Origin of the sequence: Chryseobacterium ginsenosidimutans (assembly GCF_039536845.1) — a bacterium.
In the GTDB taxonomy this organism is placed as follows: Bacteria; Bacteroidota; Bacteroidia; order Flavobacteriales; family Weeksellaceae; genus Chryseobacterium; species Chryseobacterium ginsenosidimutans_B.
The window spans coordinates 485,149-502,406 of sequence record NZ_BAAAZJ010000011.1; the positions used below are offsets into that span (position 1 = coordinate 485,149).

Genomic DNA, 17,258 nt, shown 5'->3' on the forward strand with positions numbered 1-17,258 from the left:
AAGTAATATCAAAGCAAAACAACATATATAAACCACTTAATTTATTAGGTGGTTTTTTCGTTTATAGTGTTCTCAGTTTTTCCGGGGAAACACCAAATTTTTTCTTGAAAGCTCGGGTAAAATTCTGAACATATTCGTAACCGCATTCTATTGCAATTTCTTTGATCATAATGTCTTTATTAATGATCAGTTTTTTGGCTTTCAACATTCTAAGCTCTGAAATATAATCGCTCACCGTGATATGATACTGAGCTTTAAATTCTTTTCGGATTTTATTCTGATTAATCCCGATCAGCTTTCCGATTTCTTCAACTTTAATATTCTTGTGATAATTTTCATCAACAAATTTTTTAATCATTGAAGGTGTTTTCGGCGTTTCTTCAAAAGTATTTTTTTCATTGAATTGTTCAAAAATCAAGATTAAAAGTTTAATGATTTTAGCTTCAACAAATAGTTTCTGGATCACCCCTTTTTTAGAATAGCTTACAATTTCCTCTAAAATCATATGCATTTCAACAGTCATATAAGGCGGAGTTTGCTTGTGAAGAAAGATGTAATTGTTTTTGATCATACTTTCCAGAATATTGGCGCTTTCATTATTGGCTTCCGGATTGATGAGGTTGAAAATATAATTATAATCAATCTGGATTTGAAGATATTTCAAAACTTCCTGATTTTCAGACCATAATTCTCCCACATTTTCCTGAGAAGAATAATGAAGAATATATTGATTTTGTTTAAATAAAAAATGAGAGCTACAATCCTGAGCTTCCAAATGGATGCTTGGACTTAGCATAAATAAAAGATTAAAGCTTGATTTAGCTTCAATAATATTTGATCTTGAAAACTTTTCAGAGTACAAGTCTTCCTGTATTAATATCTGTATGTCATCGGATTGGAATAGCAATCTTTTTTTACTTTGTTTTTTCATGTAGAACAACTTATGGCAATGGTACAATTTGAAACTAAAGCCAGACATCGGATAACAAAAAGTTCGGAAATGATAACTTGAGGTTAATAATGTAAGGTATTTTTGCGCAAAATTAAATATAATTTAGAATAAATAAAAATAATATTTGTTATGTTCGGAAGTTTACATTTAGCAATGAAGAAAATTGGGTTAGGAATAGGTCTGCTTATCATCGCGGGTCATTATTTAAGTGCACAACAGTGGGAAAATGTCGGAAGTATGCAAACGGTTTCTGCTAGTGGAAGCAGTTATAATAATCTAGTAATAAATAATGGGAAATATTATGTTTCTTATTATGATACTTCTGTCGCTAAAGGCTCTGTACAGATGTTCAACGGAACTTCTTGGTCTTACGTTGGCGGAAACGCGGGGATTACAACCGGAACAGCGTTGTACAATTCTTTGTCGACAGATGGTTTGGATAATTTATATTATACAAGTCAGGGGACGGGTTTAGAAGTTCGTCAGTTTAACGGAATTTCCTGGACGCAATTGCCAAGTCCTACAACGACAACAGTTAATTATCAGGCTTCTGCAGTTTCTCCTGCAAATATTGTATTTACTTATTCAACACATAATTCAGGAACAGTTCAGCGTTATGTAAACGGAACTTGGGAACAGGTTGGAAATACAGGGTTTTCCGGCGGTGCAGCTTTTGCAGAAATGGTAATTGGTACAAATAACAAAGTATACACATGTAATGTATCAAGCGGAGTAAAAGTATATGAAAATACAACTACTGCAACAGCTTCAGATAACTGGACATTAGTCGGTGGAAGTATTGTAGATGCGGCGTCTTCAGGTGAGCAATATAATTCTGATATCGCAATTGATGCTAATAACAATCTTTATGTAGCTTATGTTTCGAATTCTGCAAACGGACAAAAACTAAACGTAAAGAAATTCGACGGAGCTAACTGGGTACAAGTAGGAAATGCTGATTTTTCCAGTGGAAAAGTACAACATGTTGCCATTGCAGTTACCTCTACAGGAACTCCTTATGTGGTAGCAAGCCGTTGGGAAAATGATGATTTTTTAAGAAATACAGCTTATAAACTGGATACAGCAACTCAAACATGGGGAGCTTTTGGGGGGAATTTTATTTCTGACGGACAGGCAACTTACAACGATTTGGCTGTTGATAAAACCAATAACTATCTTGTTTTAGCTTATTCACAAGGCGGAACAAAAGTGAAGAGAATTTCTCTTACTCCGGATTGCAACAATACTGATCCGGGAGTAAATGCAGGTGATTTAGGTTGTGTGAAATTCAGCTACAGAGGACAAACCGTTAGTTATACAACAGTAAGAGGTGCAGATGGGAAGGTGTGGCTTCAGCAGAATTTAGGAAGTTCTCAGGTTGCTGCGTCTTTTGATGATGCCAATTCTTTTGGAGATCTTTTCCAGTGGGGAAGATGGGACGATGGTCATCAATTGAGAAATTCTACGACGATTGCAGCGCCTTCCACCAATTCACCTGATGGATTATCAGGAATAAATTCATTCATTATTGGTTCTTCTTCAGCTTCCTGGTGGGGAACTAATGCAACCAGTGATGCATGGAATGCCCCTTCATCAGCGAATGTCACTCCGGCAATCGGAGTAGATCCATGTAAGGCAATCGGACAAGGCTGGAGACTTCCGACAACAGCAGAATGGGTAACATTGGTAGGAGCGGAATCCATCAACAATCCATCAACAGCCTATGCAAGTTATTTAAAATTACCGGCAGGAGGATATAGAAGCAGTTCATCAGGAGGATTCACTTTTGTTGGTCAGAGAGGATATTTCTGGAGTTCGGATACGGCAAGTACAGGAGGAAAATATTTATATGTAGGAACAACTATTGTAACTCCTGCTTCTGGAGGACCAAGAGGGCAGGGAGAATCTGTAAGATGCACTAAAGATTTTACGGGATTGGCAACTTCTGATGTTAATCTTACGATTAAAACAATTGGGATCTATCCAAATCCTACAAACGGAATTTTAAATGTTAAAGCAGATTCATCTATTGAAACAGTAAATGTTACCAATATTGTAGGACAAAAAATAAATGTTCAGTTCTCTAATAGTCAGATTAATATGCAGGGTCTTCCGAACGGAGTGTACATTGTAGAATTAAAATTAAAAAGCGGACAGATAATTTCTAAGAAAGTGGTTAAGAATTAATTTCCAAGCATATTTGATTGATAGACAAAGGTTTTGCAAAAGCCTTTCGTTTTAAAAGTGAGTTCATTTAAATTATATAGATTACGGCGATGTCCAAAGGACATCGCCGTAATCGCTTTTGCATAAAAAATATAGGGATGATGATATTGGAAAAAGATTAGATAACATTAATTTCTACATTAATATTTCCTCTCGTTGCCTTAGAATAAGGACAGGTTTGGTGAGCTTCTTCAGCTAATAATTTAGCCGTTTCGCTGTCAATTCCCGGAAGACTTATATTTAAACGGGCTTGCAAAAAATAAGCATCATCATTCATACAAAGATCAACTTCTGCATCTACCGCTGTTTCACGAGAAAGTCTGATTTTTCTTTTTCTCGCTGCAATGCCCAAAGCTCCGATAAAACAAGCCGACCAACCCGCTGCAAAAAGCTGTTCCGGATTTGTTCCCGGCTCACTTCCTCCCGGTGTTGAAAGTTTTACACTAAGATTTTCATCAGAGCTTTTAGAAAATCCGTCGCGACCGCCTGTTGTGTGAGTTTTTCCTGTGTATAATACTTTTTCTGCTTGTAAAGTTTGATTATTTTCCATTGTTAAAAAATTTAGATTGTTATTAATTGGTTTTAAATTATAAGTCAAAATTAGTTTAGATTAAATTTACATGTGAATTGGTCAATTATAAACCTGAATCTGACATTTTTAAGGATAAAATTATTTTGAATATCCGTCTACTTCAACAATTGCATCAGCAAAAGACTTTGGATCTTCTTGTGGAACATTGTGCCCGATTCCTTTTAAAATTTTATGAGAATACTTTCCTGTAAACTGATTTTCGTAAGCTTTGCCATCAATCGTAGCGCCATCAAAATCACTGCTGATTGTAATCGTAGGAATATTAATTTTAGGTTTTGTTGATAGTTTTTTCTCCAATTCCTCATATTGTGTTTCTCCTTTCGCCAAAGACAGTCTCCAACGGTAATTATGGATAACAATCGCAACATGATCAGGATTATTGAAAGATTGTGCTGTTTGATCGTAAGTTGCTTTATCAAAATTCCATAATGGAGAAGCAGTTTTCCAGATCAGTTTATTGAATTCATATGTATTGCCTTTATATCCTTTTTCACCACGATCTGTTGAAAAATAATATTGATACCACCAACCTAATTCCGCTGTCGGAGGTAATGGTTTCTTATTAAATTCAAGATTTGTAATCAAATAACCGCTCACGGAAACCAGTCCTTTTACTCGTTCAGGCCAAAGTACAGCCATCACATCTGCGGTTCTTGCGCCCCAATCGAATCCACCGACAATCGCTTTGTCAATTTTTAAAGCATCCATTAAAGCAATAATATCACTCGCAACTGCAGTTTGCTGTCCGTTTCTCATCGTTTTATCAGACAGAAATCTTGTGGTTCCGAAACCTCGTAAATAAGGTGTAATCACTCTGTAACCTTTCGCGGTAAGAATCGGAACAACTTCTTCATAACTGTGAATATCATAAGGCCAGCCGTGCAGTAAAATCACAGCGGTTCCATTGGGAGATCCTGCTTCTGTATAACCGACGTTCAGAACGCCTGCGTCGATTTGTTTTAAAGTTCCCAATGAACTTTTTGTTTCCTGAGCGTTTAATCCAATGTTGAAAATTAAAATAAGGATTGCGCTGATCAGATATTTTGTAGCAAAAGAAATCTGTTGTTGGTTTGATTTGGTAAGCATAATAGGTGAGTTTTTAAATTTGATAGCTCAAAAGTAGAAAGCATATTCATTCAAATCCATCATAAAGTAGCTCAACCGGACAAACTCAACCCTGAATTAGACAAAACAAAAAGGAAGAAATCATATTTGAGAAATTATTAGCCAATGCATAGTATTTCAATAGGTTAAACTTTCAATTTTTTAATAAAAAATGATAGATTTTGAAAAAATGAAGTATTTTAGTATTGAATTATTAAAAAAAACGAATTTTATGAAAAAATTTTATTCCGGTTTTTTGTTGTTTATCGTTACCCTCGTATTTGGGCAGATAAGCTATACAATTACTCCGAACCCGTTCAATGAAACGGATGCAATTACATTAACTGTCCCAGGAGATCAGATTGATGAAGCGGCTTGGGGAGTTACCAATAATGCGATTTATATCTGGACCTGGTCTTTGGATACCAATTATCAGAACAGTCAGGATTGTCCTACCAACGGAAGCTGGAACAATTCTAATGATTTGAATAAATTGAATTACAATTCCACAACGGATACTTATTCTTTAACATTTACGCCAACTACTTTTTACGCGAGAACCGGAATCGGAAGATTTGGATTTTTGTTAAAGGATAAAACAGGTTCTCATCAGACGACACCTGATATTTTTGTGAATGTCGGAGTTTTAAATTTAAACATGACAAACCCTGCAGCGAACAGCTTAACATCAGTTCCGACGGGAAATTCAATCAACATCACTGCGACCACGAGTGTTAATGCTACTTTCCAGTTAAAGGCAAACGGAGCAGTTGTGAATTCTACTTCCACAGCTTCAACGTCTTACTCTTATAATTATACAGTGACAGGAGACGCTAACATGGAATTGATTGCAACGGATGCGAATTCAAATTCCAAAAACGCGACATTTATCTTACAGGTTCCCAGAAATGTCGTTTCCGAAGCAATTCCGAGCTGGATAAGACAGGGAATCAATTATCATCCGACAGATAATACGAAAGTTGGCTTGGCTTTGTATGCTCCTTCTAAAAATTTCGTGCATGTGATCGGAAGTTTCAATAACTGGCTGGTAAATGATGCCTATTTAATGAAAAGAGATACCACAAACCCAGATTTGTATTGGATTGAATTAAGTGGTTTGACTCCTCAGCAATTATACACTTTCCAATACAGAACCAATGATTTGAGAAAAGTGGCAGATCCTTATTCTCCACAGATTTTATCTTCTTATGATGACCAGTATATTTCGGCCTCTACATATCCTGGGCTGCCTCCGTTCCCTGCAGGACAAGGCTTTGAGGTTTCTATGTTTAAAACAGGACAAACAGCTTACAACTGGCAAACAATCAATTTTCAACGTCCTGCAAAGGAAAATCTTGTTGTTTATGAATTGTTGCTAAGAGATTTTACACAGGAAAAAAACTGGCAGTCATTGATAAACAAAATCACTTATTTAAAAGGATTGAATATTAATGCGATAGAGCTTCTTCCGATCATGGAATTTGAAGGAAATCTTTCCTGGGGATACAATACATCTTTCCATTATGCTTTGGATAAAGCTTATGGAACTCCTGAAAAATTCAAAGAATTTGTTGATTTGTGTCATCAGAATGGGATCGCAGTTATTTTAGATATTGCTTTTAATCATGCTACGGGACGTTCTCCATTGGCAAGACTGTGGAATATTGATCCGGATGGTGACGGTTATGGAGATATTGCAGCAAACAATCCATATTTCAATCAGGTTCCGAAACATTCTTATAATGTATTTAATGATTTTAACCATACAAGTCCTTCCACCAAATATTACGTTGAAAGATGCCTTCAACAATGGTTGACAGAATATCATATTGATGGTTTCCGTTGGGATTTAACGAAAGGATTTACCCAAAGTTGTTCCGAAACAGATGAAGCTTGTACCAATGCTTATCAGCAGGACAGGGTAGACATTTTGAAATATTACGCAGACAAACAATGGGCGCTTGATCCGAATTCTTATATGATATTTGAACACCTGGGAACCGATCAGGAAGAACAGCAATGGGCGAATTACAGAATTGCAGAGGGAAAAGGTGTAATGCTTTGGAATAATCAGAATGGTCCTTATAACCAAAATACAATGGGTTATAAAGAAAACAGCAGTTTCGACAGAATGAATCATACTCTTCACGGTTTTACAAATATGAGCGGAGTAGGTTACGGAGAAAGTCATGATGAAGAAAGATTGATGTTCAAAAATCTTGCTTACGGAGCTGTAAACGGATCTTATGATGTTAAAAATTTAAATACAGCTTTAGAAAGAATGAAGGCTTTCGGAGCAACTTTCTTTACAATTCCCGGACCGAAAATGATCTGGCAATTTGGTGAGCTGGGTTATGAATTCAGTATCAACAGATGTGCAGACGGGTCAATCAACAACGGTTGTAGAACTGACGAAAAACCTATTGCGTTTACCCTAGGATATGATACAAATGTAAACAGAAAAGCAGTTTATGATACTTGGGCAAAAATTATTAATATCAGAAATATATATCCTGTTTTCAAATCAAAAACGTACACCGTAGAATCAAATAATCTGACAAATGATCCTAATGGATTGATTACAAGAATTTACGTGTATGACAATGCGATTACAAACGGAGTGAAAAACGTCGTAGTTTTAGCAAATTATACAACTGGATCTCAAAGTGTTGTACCCTATTTTCCGTATGTTGGGCAGTGGCAGAATTTAATGGATAATTCAGTTTCAAATATCACTTCTACAACGGCGCCAATCACGCTTCAACCGGGAGAATTCAGAATTTTTGGAAACTATGTCGGGACTTTATCTGCTATCGATGAAAACGCCGCGAACAAATTGTCGCTTCAGGTTGCCGATAATCCTGTGAAAAACGGTTTGGTAAAATTAATTTATCACAAAGCTAAAAACGGAGAAATAATAATCTACGACATGAGTGGTAAAAAATTAGATTCATTCAAACTAAAAAATGAAGATGGAACTTATGAATTAAAGACAAATTATCAGGCTGGAGCTTATTTGGTTCATTTAAAATCAGATACAGGTGTTTCGGTTCAGAAGATGATCGTAAAATAAATTTTTGAGAGACTGCTTTTAGTGGTCTCTTTTTTTATAAGTACCCTTCATAAAATTACTTACATTGTTAAAGAAAGAATTTAATACAGTGATAAACCACTGTCAAAAGTGATTTTTATCAACTAAAAACAGAAAATTAGTTTTAAAGGGATCAAAATATAAAGAGAAAAATATAAAATTTTCTCCCCGTTAAAAACAAGCTGGGTCGTGATAAAATTTTAGGAAAATTATTTACATTTAAATGAAAAGGGTTACTTCTTGCAGTCATTTTTCGTTAAATTAGCACATCTACAAATCAATCCGTATCTTTGCAAACTAAATTTTCATAATGTCTAAATCATTAATTCCAAAATTAGAAGCTATAAAACAACGATATAATGAGGTAGCAGACCTTATTATTCAGCCTGATGTCATTTCAGACCAAAAAAGATATTCTTCTTTAAACAAAGAATATAGTGACTTGGGGAAAATTGTAAAAGTTTATGATCAGTATAAAGGTGCTTTGGATTCAATCGAAGAATCTGAAGAAATTATTGCCGACGGATCAGACAGGGATTTGGTAGACTTGGCTAAAGAAGAAAAAATGGAAGCCCAGGCAAAACTTCCGGGTCTTGAAGAAGAACTGAAAGTTTTACTGATTCCTAAAGATCCTGCAGATGATAAAAACGTAATTGTTGAGTTACGTGCCGGAACAGGAGGTGATGAAGCAGCAATTTTTGTGGAAGATGTTTACAGAATGTATACGATGTATTTCAAAACGAAAGGCTGGAGACATGAAGTGACAGATTCTAATGAAGCAGCGAAAGGCTACAAAGAACTTATCATGAAAGTGGAAGGAGAAGGCGTTTACGGAATCATGAAATTCGAATCCGGAGTTCATCGTGTACAGCGTGTCCCTGAAACCGAATCTCAAGGCAGAGTTCATACTTCTGCAATTACAATTGCGGTTTTACCGGAAGCTGAAGAAGTGGATTTTGAACTGAATCCTGCCGATATTGAAATGCAGACTTCACGTTCAGGCGGAGCCGGAGGTCAGAACGTAAACAAGGTTGAAACTAAAGTACAGTTGACGCACAAACCTTCAGGAATGGTTGTTGTTTGTCAGCAGGCTCGTTCTCAGTTGGCAAACCGCGAATTGGCAATGGAAATGCTAAGAACAAAACTATACGATATTGAATTGCAAAAAGTACAGGGAGATATTGCAGCACAGCGTAAATCGATGGTTTCTACAGGTGACCGTTCTGCAAAGATCAAAACATACAATTATCCTCAGGGAAGAGTGACGGATCACAGAATCAACAAATCGATGTATAATCTTGATGCGTACATGAATGGTGATATTTCTGAAATGATAGATTCTGTAATCATGGCAGAAAATGCCGAAAAAATGAAAGGAGAGGAGGATAATTACTAAGATCTTTCTTTTAAAATATTAAAAGCTTCTGATTTTTCAGAAGCTTTTTTGTTTTTAATTCTGAAACATAAATAAAATGTTATTAATTAAGAATAACTATTAAAACTATCAGAAATAGAGTTTCAATGCATTAAAAAAATAAAACAAAAGATAAAAAAATACGTATATTTTTCGCTTAGAAGCTATTTTAATTCAATAATTTAAACTAAAAGTATTATTTTTGGTTTAAATTATTCTATTTAATTTCATTAAAATATATAGACAATTTTAAAAATAATAAATATATTTATAAAAATAACTCTTGGTTTTCAGGGTTTTTTTATACGCTAAGCTTGAAAATAAACTATTATTATGAAAAATCTTAAGATTATCTTACTGGTAATACTCATGTTTTGTGTCCAAAAACTAAAATCACAAAATATCTTACACCCGGAAAACGTATTTGATCTCTATTTTAAATCTTTTGTGAAATATGATGATGCTTCGGTGAGGGAACTTAACAGTTATCTTATCAATTTTATGGGAAAAGACCATACTTATAAAATGAGCCAGAAAGATTCATATGACAAAAAAGTCGACTATTTTACTCAGCTTTTTCTATCGAATCTTTCAGCTGAGGTAGCACAAGAATGCAAAAAAGAAGCACGTGATTATTTTTGTGTTTTTTGGTCTAATTTTAAAGAGGCGAAATACAATATCAAAAATATAAAAACTGTCTTTAATGAAAATATGAAAGATCAGGAAATATCTGAAGTTAACTATACCGTAAGTTTTAAAGTACCTTCCCATAAGATGTCAATAAATATAGGAGATATTAAAAAAATTGGTGCGGGTGAAATGAGAAAATATCTTATAGACATTACGGATTATTTTAGAAAAGCTGATAAAGTAGTTAGTACAGATCAGAAATTTATGATGTACCAGTTGAAACATGGTCGTGACACTTATTATTGGAACGGAGGCCCTGAGGAACTAGTCTGGCAACAGGAAGAATTTTATTTGAAAAGTATTAATTGATACATTTAAGCTGTCTTTAAGGCAGCTTTTTCTATTTAAAACAGAATCCTTATTTTTGGTAAAATCTAATTTAATATGAAATTCACACCTATTTTATTAACCGCCGGAGTTTTGTTTTCGGCAACATTTTATTCGCAAAAAATGATTTATCCAAAAGCATTAAAAGGAAATCAAACAGATACATATTTTGGAACTGCCGTTGCAGACCCGTTCAGAGATTTGGAGAATGATTCGGAAGCTACTAAAAAATGGGTAGACGAAGAAGTGGCAAACAGCCAGAATTATCTTTCAAAAATTCCGTTCCGAGATCAGATTAAAAATCAATTGAGAGACATCTGGAATTATGAAAAAATATCAGCCCCATTCAAAGAAGGAGATTACACCTATTATTATAAAAATGATGGACTTCAGGCTCAGTCTGTTTTATACAGAACCAATAACAAGACAAAAGCAACAGAAGTTTTTTTAGATCCAAATAAATTTTCAGAAAAGGGAACAACTTCTTTATCGCAGCTTTCTTTTAACAAAAAAGGAAATTTAGCAGCTTATTCAATTTCAGAAGGCGGAAGTGACTGGAACAAAATCATCACCATCGATGCAATTTCTAAAAAACAGATTGATGAAACTTTAATTGACGTAAAATTCAGTGGAATTTCTTGGCAAGGCGATGAAGGCTTCTATTATTCAAGCTACGATAAGCCGAAAGAAGGAACCGTACTTTCCGGAATGACGGACAAGCATAAAGTGTATTTCCACAAATTAGGAACAAAACAATCTGCAGATCAGTTGATTTTTGGAGGAGATAAAATGCCGAGAAGATATTTGGGAGCGGGTGTTTCCGAAGATCAGAGATATTTAATTATTTCAGCAGCCAATGCAACCAACGGAAATGAATTATATATTAAAGATTTAAAAAACGGGGGCGATTTTGTTCAGATCAATAAAGGTTTTGATATCAATGTAAATATTGTCGATACCCAAGGTGATGATCTTTATATTTTTACTGATAAAGATGCTCCAAATATGCGTTTAGTAAAAACAAGCATCAAAAATCCATCCCCGGAAACCTGGAAAGACTTGATTCCGGAAACTGAAAATGTTTTAGGAATTACGACGGGAGGAGGATATTTCTTTGCAACCTATATGATTGATGCTATTGACAAGGTAAAACAATTCGACAGAACCGGAAAATTAATAAGAGAGATTACTCTTCCGGGAAAAGGAAATATATCGGGTTTTGGCGGAAAAGAAAAGGAGAAAGAGCTATATTTTTCGTTTACCAATTACATTACACCGGGAACAACTTATAAATTCAATGCAGATTCTGGAAAATCAGAGGTTTATCAAAAACCAAAAGTGAAGTTTAATCCTGAAGATTACGTTTCTGAACAGGTTTTCTACACTTCAAAAGACGGAACGAAAATCCCAATGATGATCAATTATAAAAAAGGAACTAAGCTTGACGGGAAAAATCCTACAATTTTATATTCTTATGGAGGATTCAACATCAGTTTACAGCCGGCTTTCTCAGTAGTCAATGCGATCTGGATGCAAAATGGAGGAATTTATGCTGTTCCAAATATACGTGGAGGAGGAGAATATGGTAAAAAATGGCATGATGCAGGAACAAAACAACAAAAGAAAAATGTTTTCGAAGACTTCATCGCAGCTGGGGAATATTTACAGAATAAAGGCTACACTTCGAAGGATTTTATGGCTCTTTCCGGAAGATCAAACGGAGGATTATTAGTAGGTGCAACCATGACAATGCGCCCTGATTTAGCAAGAGTTGCTTTCCCGGGAGTTGGTGTTTTGGATATGTTGAGGTATAATAAATTTACGGCTGGTGCAGGCTGGTCTTATGATTACGGAACAGCAGAAGACAACAGGGAAATGTTTGAATATTTAAAATCATATTCTCCTGTTCATAATGTGAAGGCTGGAACCTGTTATCCGTCTACAATGATTATTACAAGTGATCACGATGATCGAGTTGTTCCGGCTCATTCTTTTAAATTTGGTGCAGAATTACAGGAAAAACAAGCCTGCAACAACCCGATTTTATTAAGAATTGAAAAAAATGCAGGGCACGGAGCAGGAAGGGCAACCGATCAGGTAATTAGTGAAAATGCAGACTTACTCTCATTCGCATTGTATGAAATGGGAATAAAAAAATTAGGAAAATAAATTAAACCATTAAGATTTTATTTAAGAAGTTAAGAGTATTAAGCTACTTCACTTAAGATCTAATTATAAATAAAACAATCAACATCAATAGGAACGGGCTTTAGCCCGTTTTTTAATTTATATCAATCCATTGGCTTTAGCCAAAACTTAATTTAAACTAATATTAATTTGAATATCCGTTTTTCAACCTAATCTATTTAAATAATGCAAAACTTTGTGTTCTTTTTTAAGTAGAACGCCTTTGTGTAACTTAAAAACATCTAGTAGTCAAAAAATCTTTGCGAACTTTGCGTTTAAATATTATGTATTAAAACGGACAATCAAAATATTCCCAATCATCTGTGTAAATCAGTGAAATCTGTGGGAACAAAACCAACACTCATTTATTAAAAAACAATACTATTTTAAAACAATTTTCATGAAAAAATTAACGCAAAATTATTATCTCAAAAATGTGTAATTTTAGCCATCTAATAAATCTGAAAGTATGAGAAGGGAAGTTCAGAATAAAACTCCTCAATTTAATAATATAACCGAAAAAAACACGGAAATCTATCCTTTCGAAAAAGATGGATTACAATTGAAATCATCCTACAAGGCAGGAGATGTTAAAAATGAATCTTTAACACAGACTTCACCGGGAATTGCACCTTATTTAAGAGGTCCGTATTCTACAATGTATGTTCAAAAACCCTGGACGGTTCGTCAATATGCAGGATTTTCAACAGCTGAAGAATCAAATGCATTTTACAGGAGAAACTTGGCAGCAGGTCAAAAAGGACTTTCCGTGGCGTTTGATTTGGCGACGCACAGAGGTTACGATTCAGATCACGCGAGAGTTGTCGGTGATGTGGGAAAAGCAGGAGTTGCGATCGATTCTGTCGAGGATATGAAGATCTTATTTAATGAAATTCCATTAGATCAGATCTCAGTTTCGATGACGATGAACGGGGCGGTTCTTCCGATTTTATCTTTCTACATTGTCGCTGCTGAAGAGCAGGGAGTTTCTCAGGAATTGCTTTCAGGAACGATTCAGAATGATATTTTAAAGGAGTTTATGGTACGGAACACTTATATTTATCCGCCGACTCCTTCGATGAAAATCATAGCTGATATTTTTGAATATACATCTAAAAATATTCCTAAATTCAACTCAATTTCAATTTCAGGATATCATATGCAGGAAGCTGGAGCGACTCCGGTTTTGGAAATGGCTTATACTTTGGCAGATGGTTTAGAATACGTAAGAACAGGAATCAAAGCAGGAATGAATGTTGATGATTTTGCACCAAGATTGTCGTTTTTCTGGGCGATAGGGATGAATCACTTCATGGAAATTGCTAAAATGCGTGCTGCAAGATATATTTGGGCTGAATTGTTGAAGCAGTTTAATCCTCAAAATCCAAAATCGTTAGCTTTAAGAACACATTCTCAGACTTCCGGTTGGTCTTTGACTGAGCAGGAACCTTTCAATAATATCACAAGAACTGCCATTGAAGCATTGTCTTCTGCTTTAGGGGGAACTCAATCTCTTCACACGAATGCTTTGGATGAAGCGATCGCACTTCCGACAGATTATTCTGCGAAAATTGCGAGAAATACTCAAATTATTCTTCAACAGGAAAGCGGAATCTGTGATGTTGTAGATCCGATGGGCGGAAGTAATTTGGTGGAAAGTCTTACGCAGCAGATGATCGAAGAAGCCATGAAATACATCGATGAGGTGGAGCAGGAAGGAGGAATGACAAAAGCCATTGAAGCCGGAATTCCAAAGATGAGAATCGAAGAAGCGGCTGCCAAAAAACAGGCTAAAATTGATAGCGGAGAAGAATTTATTATTGGAGTAAATTCATTCAGATCTTCATTAAAACAAGGTCAGATCGAGATTCTTGATATTGATAACACCGAAGTTCGCAGAAAGCAGATCGAAAGATTAGATTCAATTAAATTACATAGAAATTCCGAAGCGGTTGAACAGATTTTAAATGAAATCCGAGAATCTGCAAAGACCGGAAAAGGAAATCTCCTTGCATTATGCATCGAAGCGGCTCGCAGAAGAGTAACTCTGGGTGAAATGAGCGATGCCATGGAAGAAAGTTTCGGAAGATATAAAGCAAATATTAGAACAATTTCTGGAGTTTATGCCATGAATGCAGGAAAAAACGAATATTTTGAAAAAGCACTTCACCTTACTCAAAAATTTGAAGAAGAAGAAGGTCGTCGACCAAGACTAATGGTCGCAAAAATGGGACAGGACGGTCATGACAGAGGGGCGAAAGTGGTTGCAACGGCATTTGCAGATATGGGATTTGACGTTGATGTTGCCCCGTTATTCCAAACTCCGGAAGAGGTGGCAAAACAGGCGGTTGAGAATGATATTCATATTTTGGGAGTTTCCTCATTGGCGGCAGGTCACAAAACATTAGTTCCACAAGTGGTGGAAGAATTGAAAAAATTGGGTGCAGATGATATTACAATCGTTGTTGGTGGTGTAATTCCTCAACAGGATTATGAATTCCTTTATGCAAACGGTGCAGATTTCATCTTCGGTCCGGGAACGAATCTTCCGAAATGTGCGGTCGATATTTTAGAAAAATTTTTAGAAAAGTAAAAATTTATTTTGTTTTTCAGAAAAATGTATATCTTTGCAACTGAAAATCAAGTTCAACCATTAAAAAACAACGAAGCAATGTTCAAATTCAACTTACATTCAACAGTAGGATTGCCTTTTGCAAAGGCGAGGCTTCGTGGTTTGGTACACTCATAGAATAACAGTATATTGAAATATCAAAACCCGAAGTCGTAAAGATTTCGGGTTTTTTATTGCGCAATATTTCAAACTCAAAACAAGTTTCCCCGAAATCATTTTTTATTAGGAGCTTAATCCCGCTGTCCACTGTATCTTTTTTTGTCAACGCTTTTTTCAAGCCACTTCAAAAAAAGGATGCCGTTTCCATCGGGGCTATAAAAACACTCCAAATTGTCATTCTGACGAAGGAATAATCTATTTCTCATAAATCAAAATGACAACAAATCAAAATTCGACTAAGTGTTTAGTTGAAAAAATATCAGATGCTCAAAGTCTAACTTGTAGCACCTAATATCTAACATCTTATAAAAGAACAATGGGAAATTTAAAACTTAAAGGAAAAGATATATTAAAAATAGGCTATCCAAACAATCAGAGTATCAACATCGCTTTGGAAGTCATGAAAAGAAATTTTGCAACGAAAAATATTCATTATGTGAAATCTCTTTTAAAAGAAATTCTGACCAATCCGGAGAATTTTGAAAAAGATTTAACGTTCGGACAAATTGCAGAAGCCCTGCTTTCATCAAAGAAAACAGAAAAAAGAATGCTCACCACAAATCGTGCATCTTTCCATATTTTCGGAAATAATATTTCGGATGAAGCAAAAAACCAATTGTACACTGCATTGAAACTTCCAATTGCAATGCAGGGAGCCTTAATGCCCGATGCACACAGTGGTTACGGACTTCCGATCGGTGGGGTTCTCGCCGTAGAAAATGCCGTAATTCCTTATGGAGTCGGGATGGATATTGGCTGCAGAATGAGTCTCAGTATTTTGGATACCCCTATTTCATATCTGGACGGAGCAAGAGACAAATATGAAAAAGCTCTTGCCGAACACACCAAATTCGGGATGTACGAAATACATAAATCTCACATCGATCACGAGATTTTCGACAGAGATACTTTCGATATGATCCCGATTTTGAGAAGATTAAAAGGAAAAGCCATCAAACAAATGGGAAGTTCGGGCGGTGGAAATCACTTTGTAGAATTCGGGGAAGTTGAAATCATGGAAGAAGACGAGCAGATCGGACTTCCAAAAGGAAAATACCTCGGAATTCTTTCTCACAGCGGGTCACGTGGATTAGGAGCTGAGATTGCTCAATATTATTCAAGAGTTGCGACAGAACAATGTCCGTTGCCGAAAGAAGCCCAAAACTTCGCCTGGCTGGATTTGAACACACATCTTGGTTTAGAATATTGGACGGCGATGAATTTGGCAGGAGATTATGCTTCAGCGTGTCACAACGACATTCACAGGAGATTGGTGAAAGCAGTCGGAGGCAGAGTAAAAGCCAGAATTGAAAACCATCACAACTTCGCCTGGAAAGAAATCCACAACGGAAAAGAAGTGATTGTTCACAGGAAAGGCGCAACTCCGGCCAGTGAAAATGAATTGGGAATGATTCCCGGATCAATGACGGCAAAAGGTTTTATTATTCGCGGAAAAGGAAACCCGGATTCTTTGAATTCAGCTTCGCATGGAGCAGGACGAGCCTTTTCGAGAGGAGAATGCAGAAATCTTTTCACTCAAAATGACATCAAAAAAGAATTAAAACTCAAAAATGTCACTTTGATGGGCGGAAACACTGAAGAAGCACCAATGGCGTACAAAGACATCAATGAAGTCATGAACGCACAAAGTGAGTTGGTGGATATCCTCGGAACTTTTCAACCTAGGATTGTGAGAATGGACAGGTAAATTGGCTGACAGGTTATAGTTATTAGTGGATGGATTTTGGCTGACAACTATAAACCGTTAGCAATCAATTAAAATCTTTAGGAGCTATTTCCCGCTTTCCGCACTCGCTATTTTTTGGGTTTCGGCGGCGGCAAAGCCCCCCCCGAAACCCAGAAAATGAGCTCAAACAATTGCTG

Annotated in this window: 10 protein-coding genes; 7 read left to right on the forward strand and 3 right to left on the reverse strand. The window is 35.8% G+C overall.

Translation table 11 applies throughout. From position 1 onward, the window contains the following. Positions 1-61: 61 nt before the first annotated feature. Entirely contained in the window at positions 62-931 is an 870-nt protein-coding gene (locus ABD745_RS18610) for a helix-turn-helix transcriptional regulator (RefSeq protein ID WP_344833650.1), read from the reverse strand. 150 nt (positions 932-1,081) lie between these two features. On the opposite strand from ABD745_RS18610, the gene ABD745_RS18615 reads away from it, so the two are divergent. Continuing rightward, positions 1,082-3,139 carry a T9SS type A sorting domain-containing protein gene (locus ABD745_RS18615; RefSeq protein WP_344833652.1) on the forward strand — a complete coding sequence of 686 codons (2,058 nt, stop codon included), beginning with the start codon at positions 1,082-1,084 and terminating at the stop codon, positions 3,137-3,139. 157 nt (positions 3,140-3,296) lie between these two features. Here the strand turns inward: ABD745_RS18615 and ABD745_RS18620 are convergent, their stop codons facing one another. Together ABD745_RS18620 and ABD745_RS18625 are read right to left on the reverse strand one after the other, a co-directional pair. After that, positions 3,297-3,728, reverse strand: coding sequence for an organic hydroperoxide resistance protein (locus tag ABD745_RS18620; RefSeq protein ID WP_344833654.1), 432 nt, complete (start codon positions 3,726-3,728; stop codon positions 3,297-3,299). A 120-nt stretch (positions 3,729-3,848) separates the two neighbouring features. After that, on the reverse strand, positions 3,849-4,856 hold the full coding sequence (locus ABD745_RS18625; RefSeq protein ID WP_344833657.1) for an alpha/beta fold hydrolase: 1,008 nt from the start codon (positions 4,854-4,856) through the stop codon (positions 3,849-3,851). Positions 4,857-5,106: 250 nt separating this feature from the next. Between ABD745_RS18625 and ABD745_RS18630 the strand changes: the two genes are divergently transcribed. The 6 genes from ABD745_RS18630 (at position 5,107) to ABD745_RS18655 (ending at position 17,082) form a co-directional block, all read left to right on the forward strand. Beyond that, positions 5,107-7,947, forward strand: coding sequence for an alpha-amylase family glycosyl hydrolase (locus ABD745_RS18630; protein ID WP_344833660.1), 2,841 nt, complete (start codon positions 5,107-5,109; stop codon positions 7,945-7,947). 328 nt (positions 7,948-8,275) lie between these two features. Further along, positions 8,276-9,361, forward strand: a complete 1,086-nt coding sequence (gene prfA, locus ABD745_RS18635; RefSeq protein ID WP_344833663.1) for a peptide chain release factor 1 — start codon at positions 8,276-8,278, stop codon at positions 9,359-9,361. 351 nt (positions 9,362-9,712) lie between these two features. After that, on the forward strand, positions 9,713-10,378 hold the full coding sequence (locus ABD745_RS18640; RefSeq protein ID WP_344833665.1) for a hypothetical protein: 666 nt from the start codon (positions 9,713-9,715) through the stop codon (positions 10,376-10,378). 75 nt (positions 10,379-10,453) lie between these two features. Beyond that, positions 10,454-12,565 (forward strand): prolyl oligopeptidase family serine peptidase, encoded by a 2,112-nt coding sequence (locus tag ABD745_RS18645; RefSeq protein WP_344833667.1) that lies wholly within the window; start codon positions 10,454-10,456, stop codon positions 12,563-12,565. 487 nt (positions 12,566-13,052) lie between these two features. Continuing rightward, positions 13,053-15,176 (forward strand): methylmalonyl-CoA mutase, encoded by a 2,124-nt coding sequence (scpA, locus tag ABD745_RS18650; protein ID WP_344833669.1) that lies wholly within the window; start codon positions 13,053-13,055, stop codon positions 15,174-15,176. Between the two features lie 514 nt (positions 15,177-15,690). Beyond that, the gene (locus ABD745_RS18655) at positions 15,691-17,082 is read left to right on the forward strand and encodes an RtcB family protein (protein ID WP_344833671.1); all 1,392 of its coding nucleotides are present in this window, start codon (positions 15,691-15,693) and stop codon (positions 17,080-17,082) included. Positions 17,083-17,258 lie beyond the last annotated feature (176 nt).

Excerpts from the sequence above, each read along its gene's own strand:
- ABD745_RS18610 (WP_344833650.1), bottom strand. The coding sequence starts at position 931 with ATGAAAAAACAAAGTAAAAAAAGATTGCTATTCCAATCCGATGACATA.
- ABD745_RS18615 (WP_344833652.1), top strand. The coding sequence starts at position 1,082 with ATGTTCGGAAGTTTACATTTAGCAATGAAGAAAATTGGGTTAGGAATA.
- ABD745_RS18620 (WP_344833654.1), bottom strand. The coding sequence starts at position 3,728 with ATGGAAAATAATCAAACTTTACAAGCAGAAAAAGTATTATACACAGGA.
- ABD745_RS18625 (WP_344833657.1), bottom strand. The coding sequence starts at position 4,856 with ATGCTTACCAAATCAAACCAACAACAGATTTCTTTTGCTACAAAATAT.
- ABD745_RS18630 (WP_344833660.1), top strand. The coding sequence starts at position 5,107 with ATGAAAAAATTTTATTCCGGTTTTTTGTTGTTTATCGTTACCCTCGTA.
- prfA (WP_344833663.1), top strand. The coding sequence starts at position 8,276 with ATGTCTAAATCATTAATTCCAAAATTAGAAGCTATAAAACAACGATAT.
- ABD745_RS18640 (WP_344833665.1), top strand. The coding sequence starts at position 9,713 with ATGAAAAATCTTAAGATTATCTTACTGGTAATACTCATGTTTTGTGTC.
- ABD745_RS18645 (WP_344833667.1), top strand. The coding sequence starts at position 10,454 with ATGAAATTCACACCTATTTTATTAACCGCCGGAGTTTTGTTTTCGGCA.
- scpA (WP_344833669.1), top strand. The coding sequence starts at position 13,053 with ATGAGAAGGGAAGTTCAGAATAAAACTCCTCAATTTAATAATATAACC.
- ABD745_RS18655 (WP_344833671.1), top strand. The coding sequence starts at position 15,691 with ATGGGAAATTTAAAACTTAAAGGAAAAGATATATTAAAAATAGGCTAT.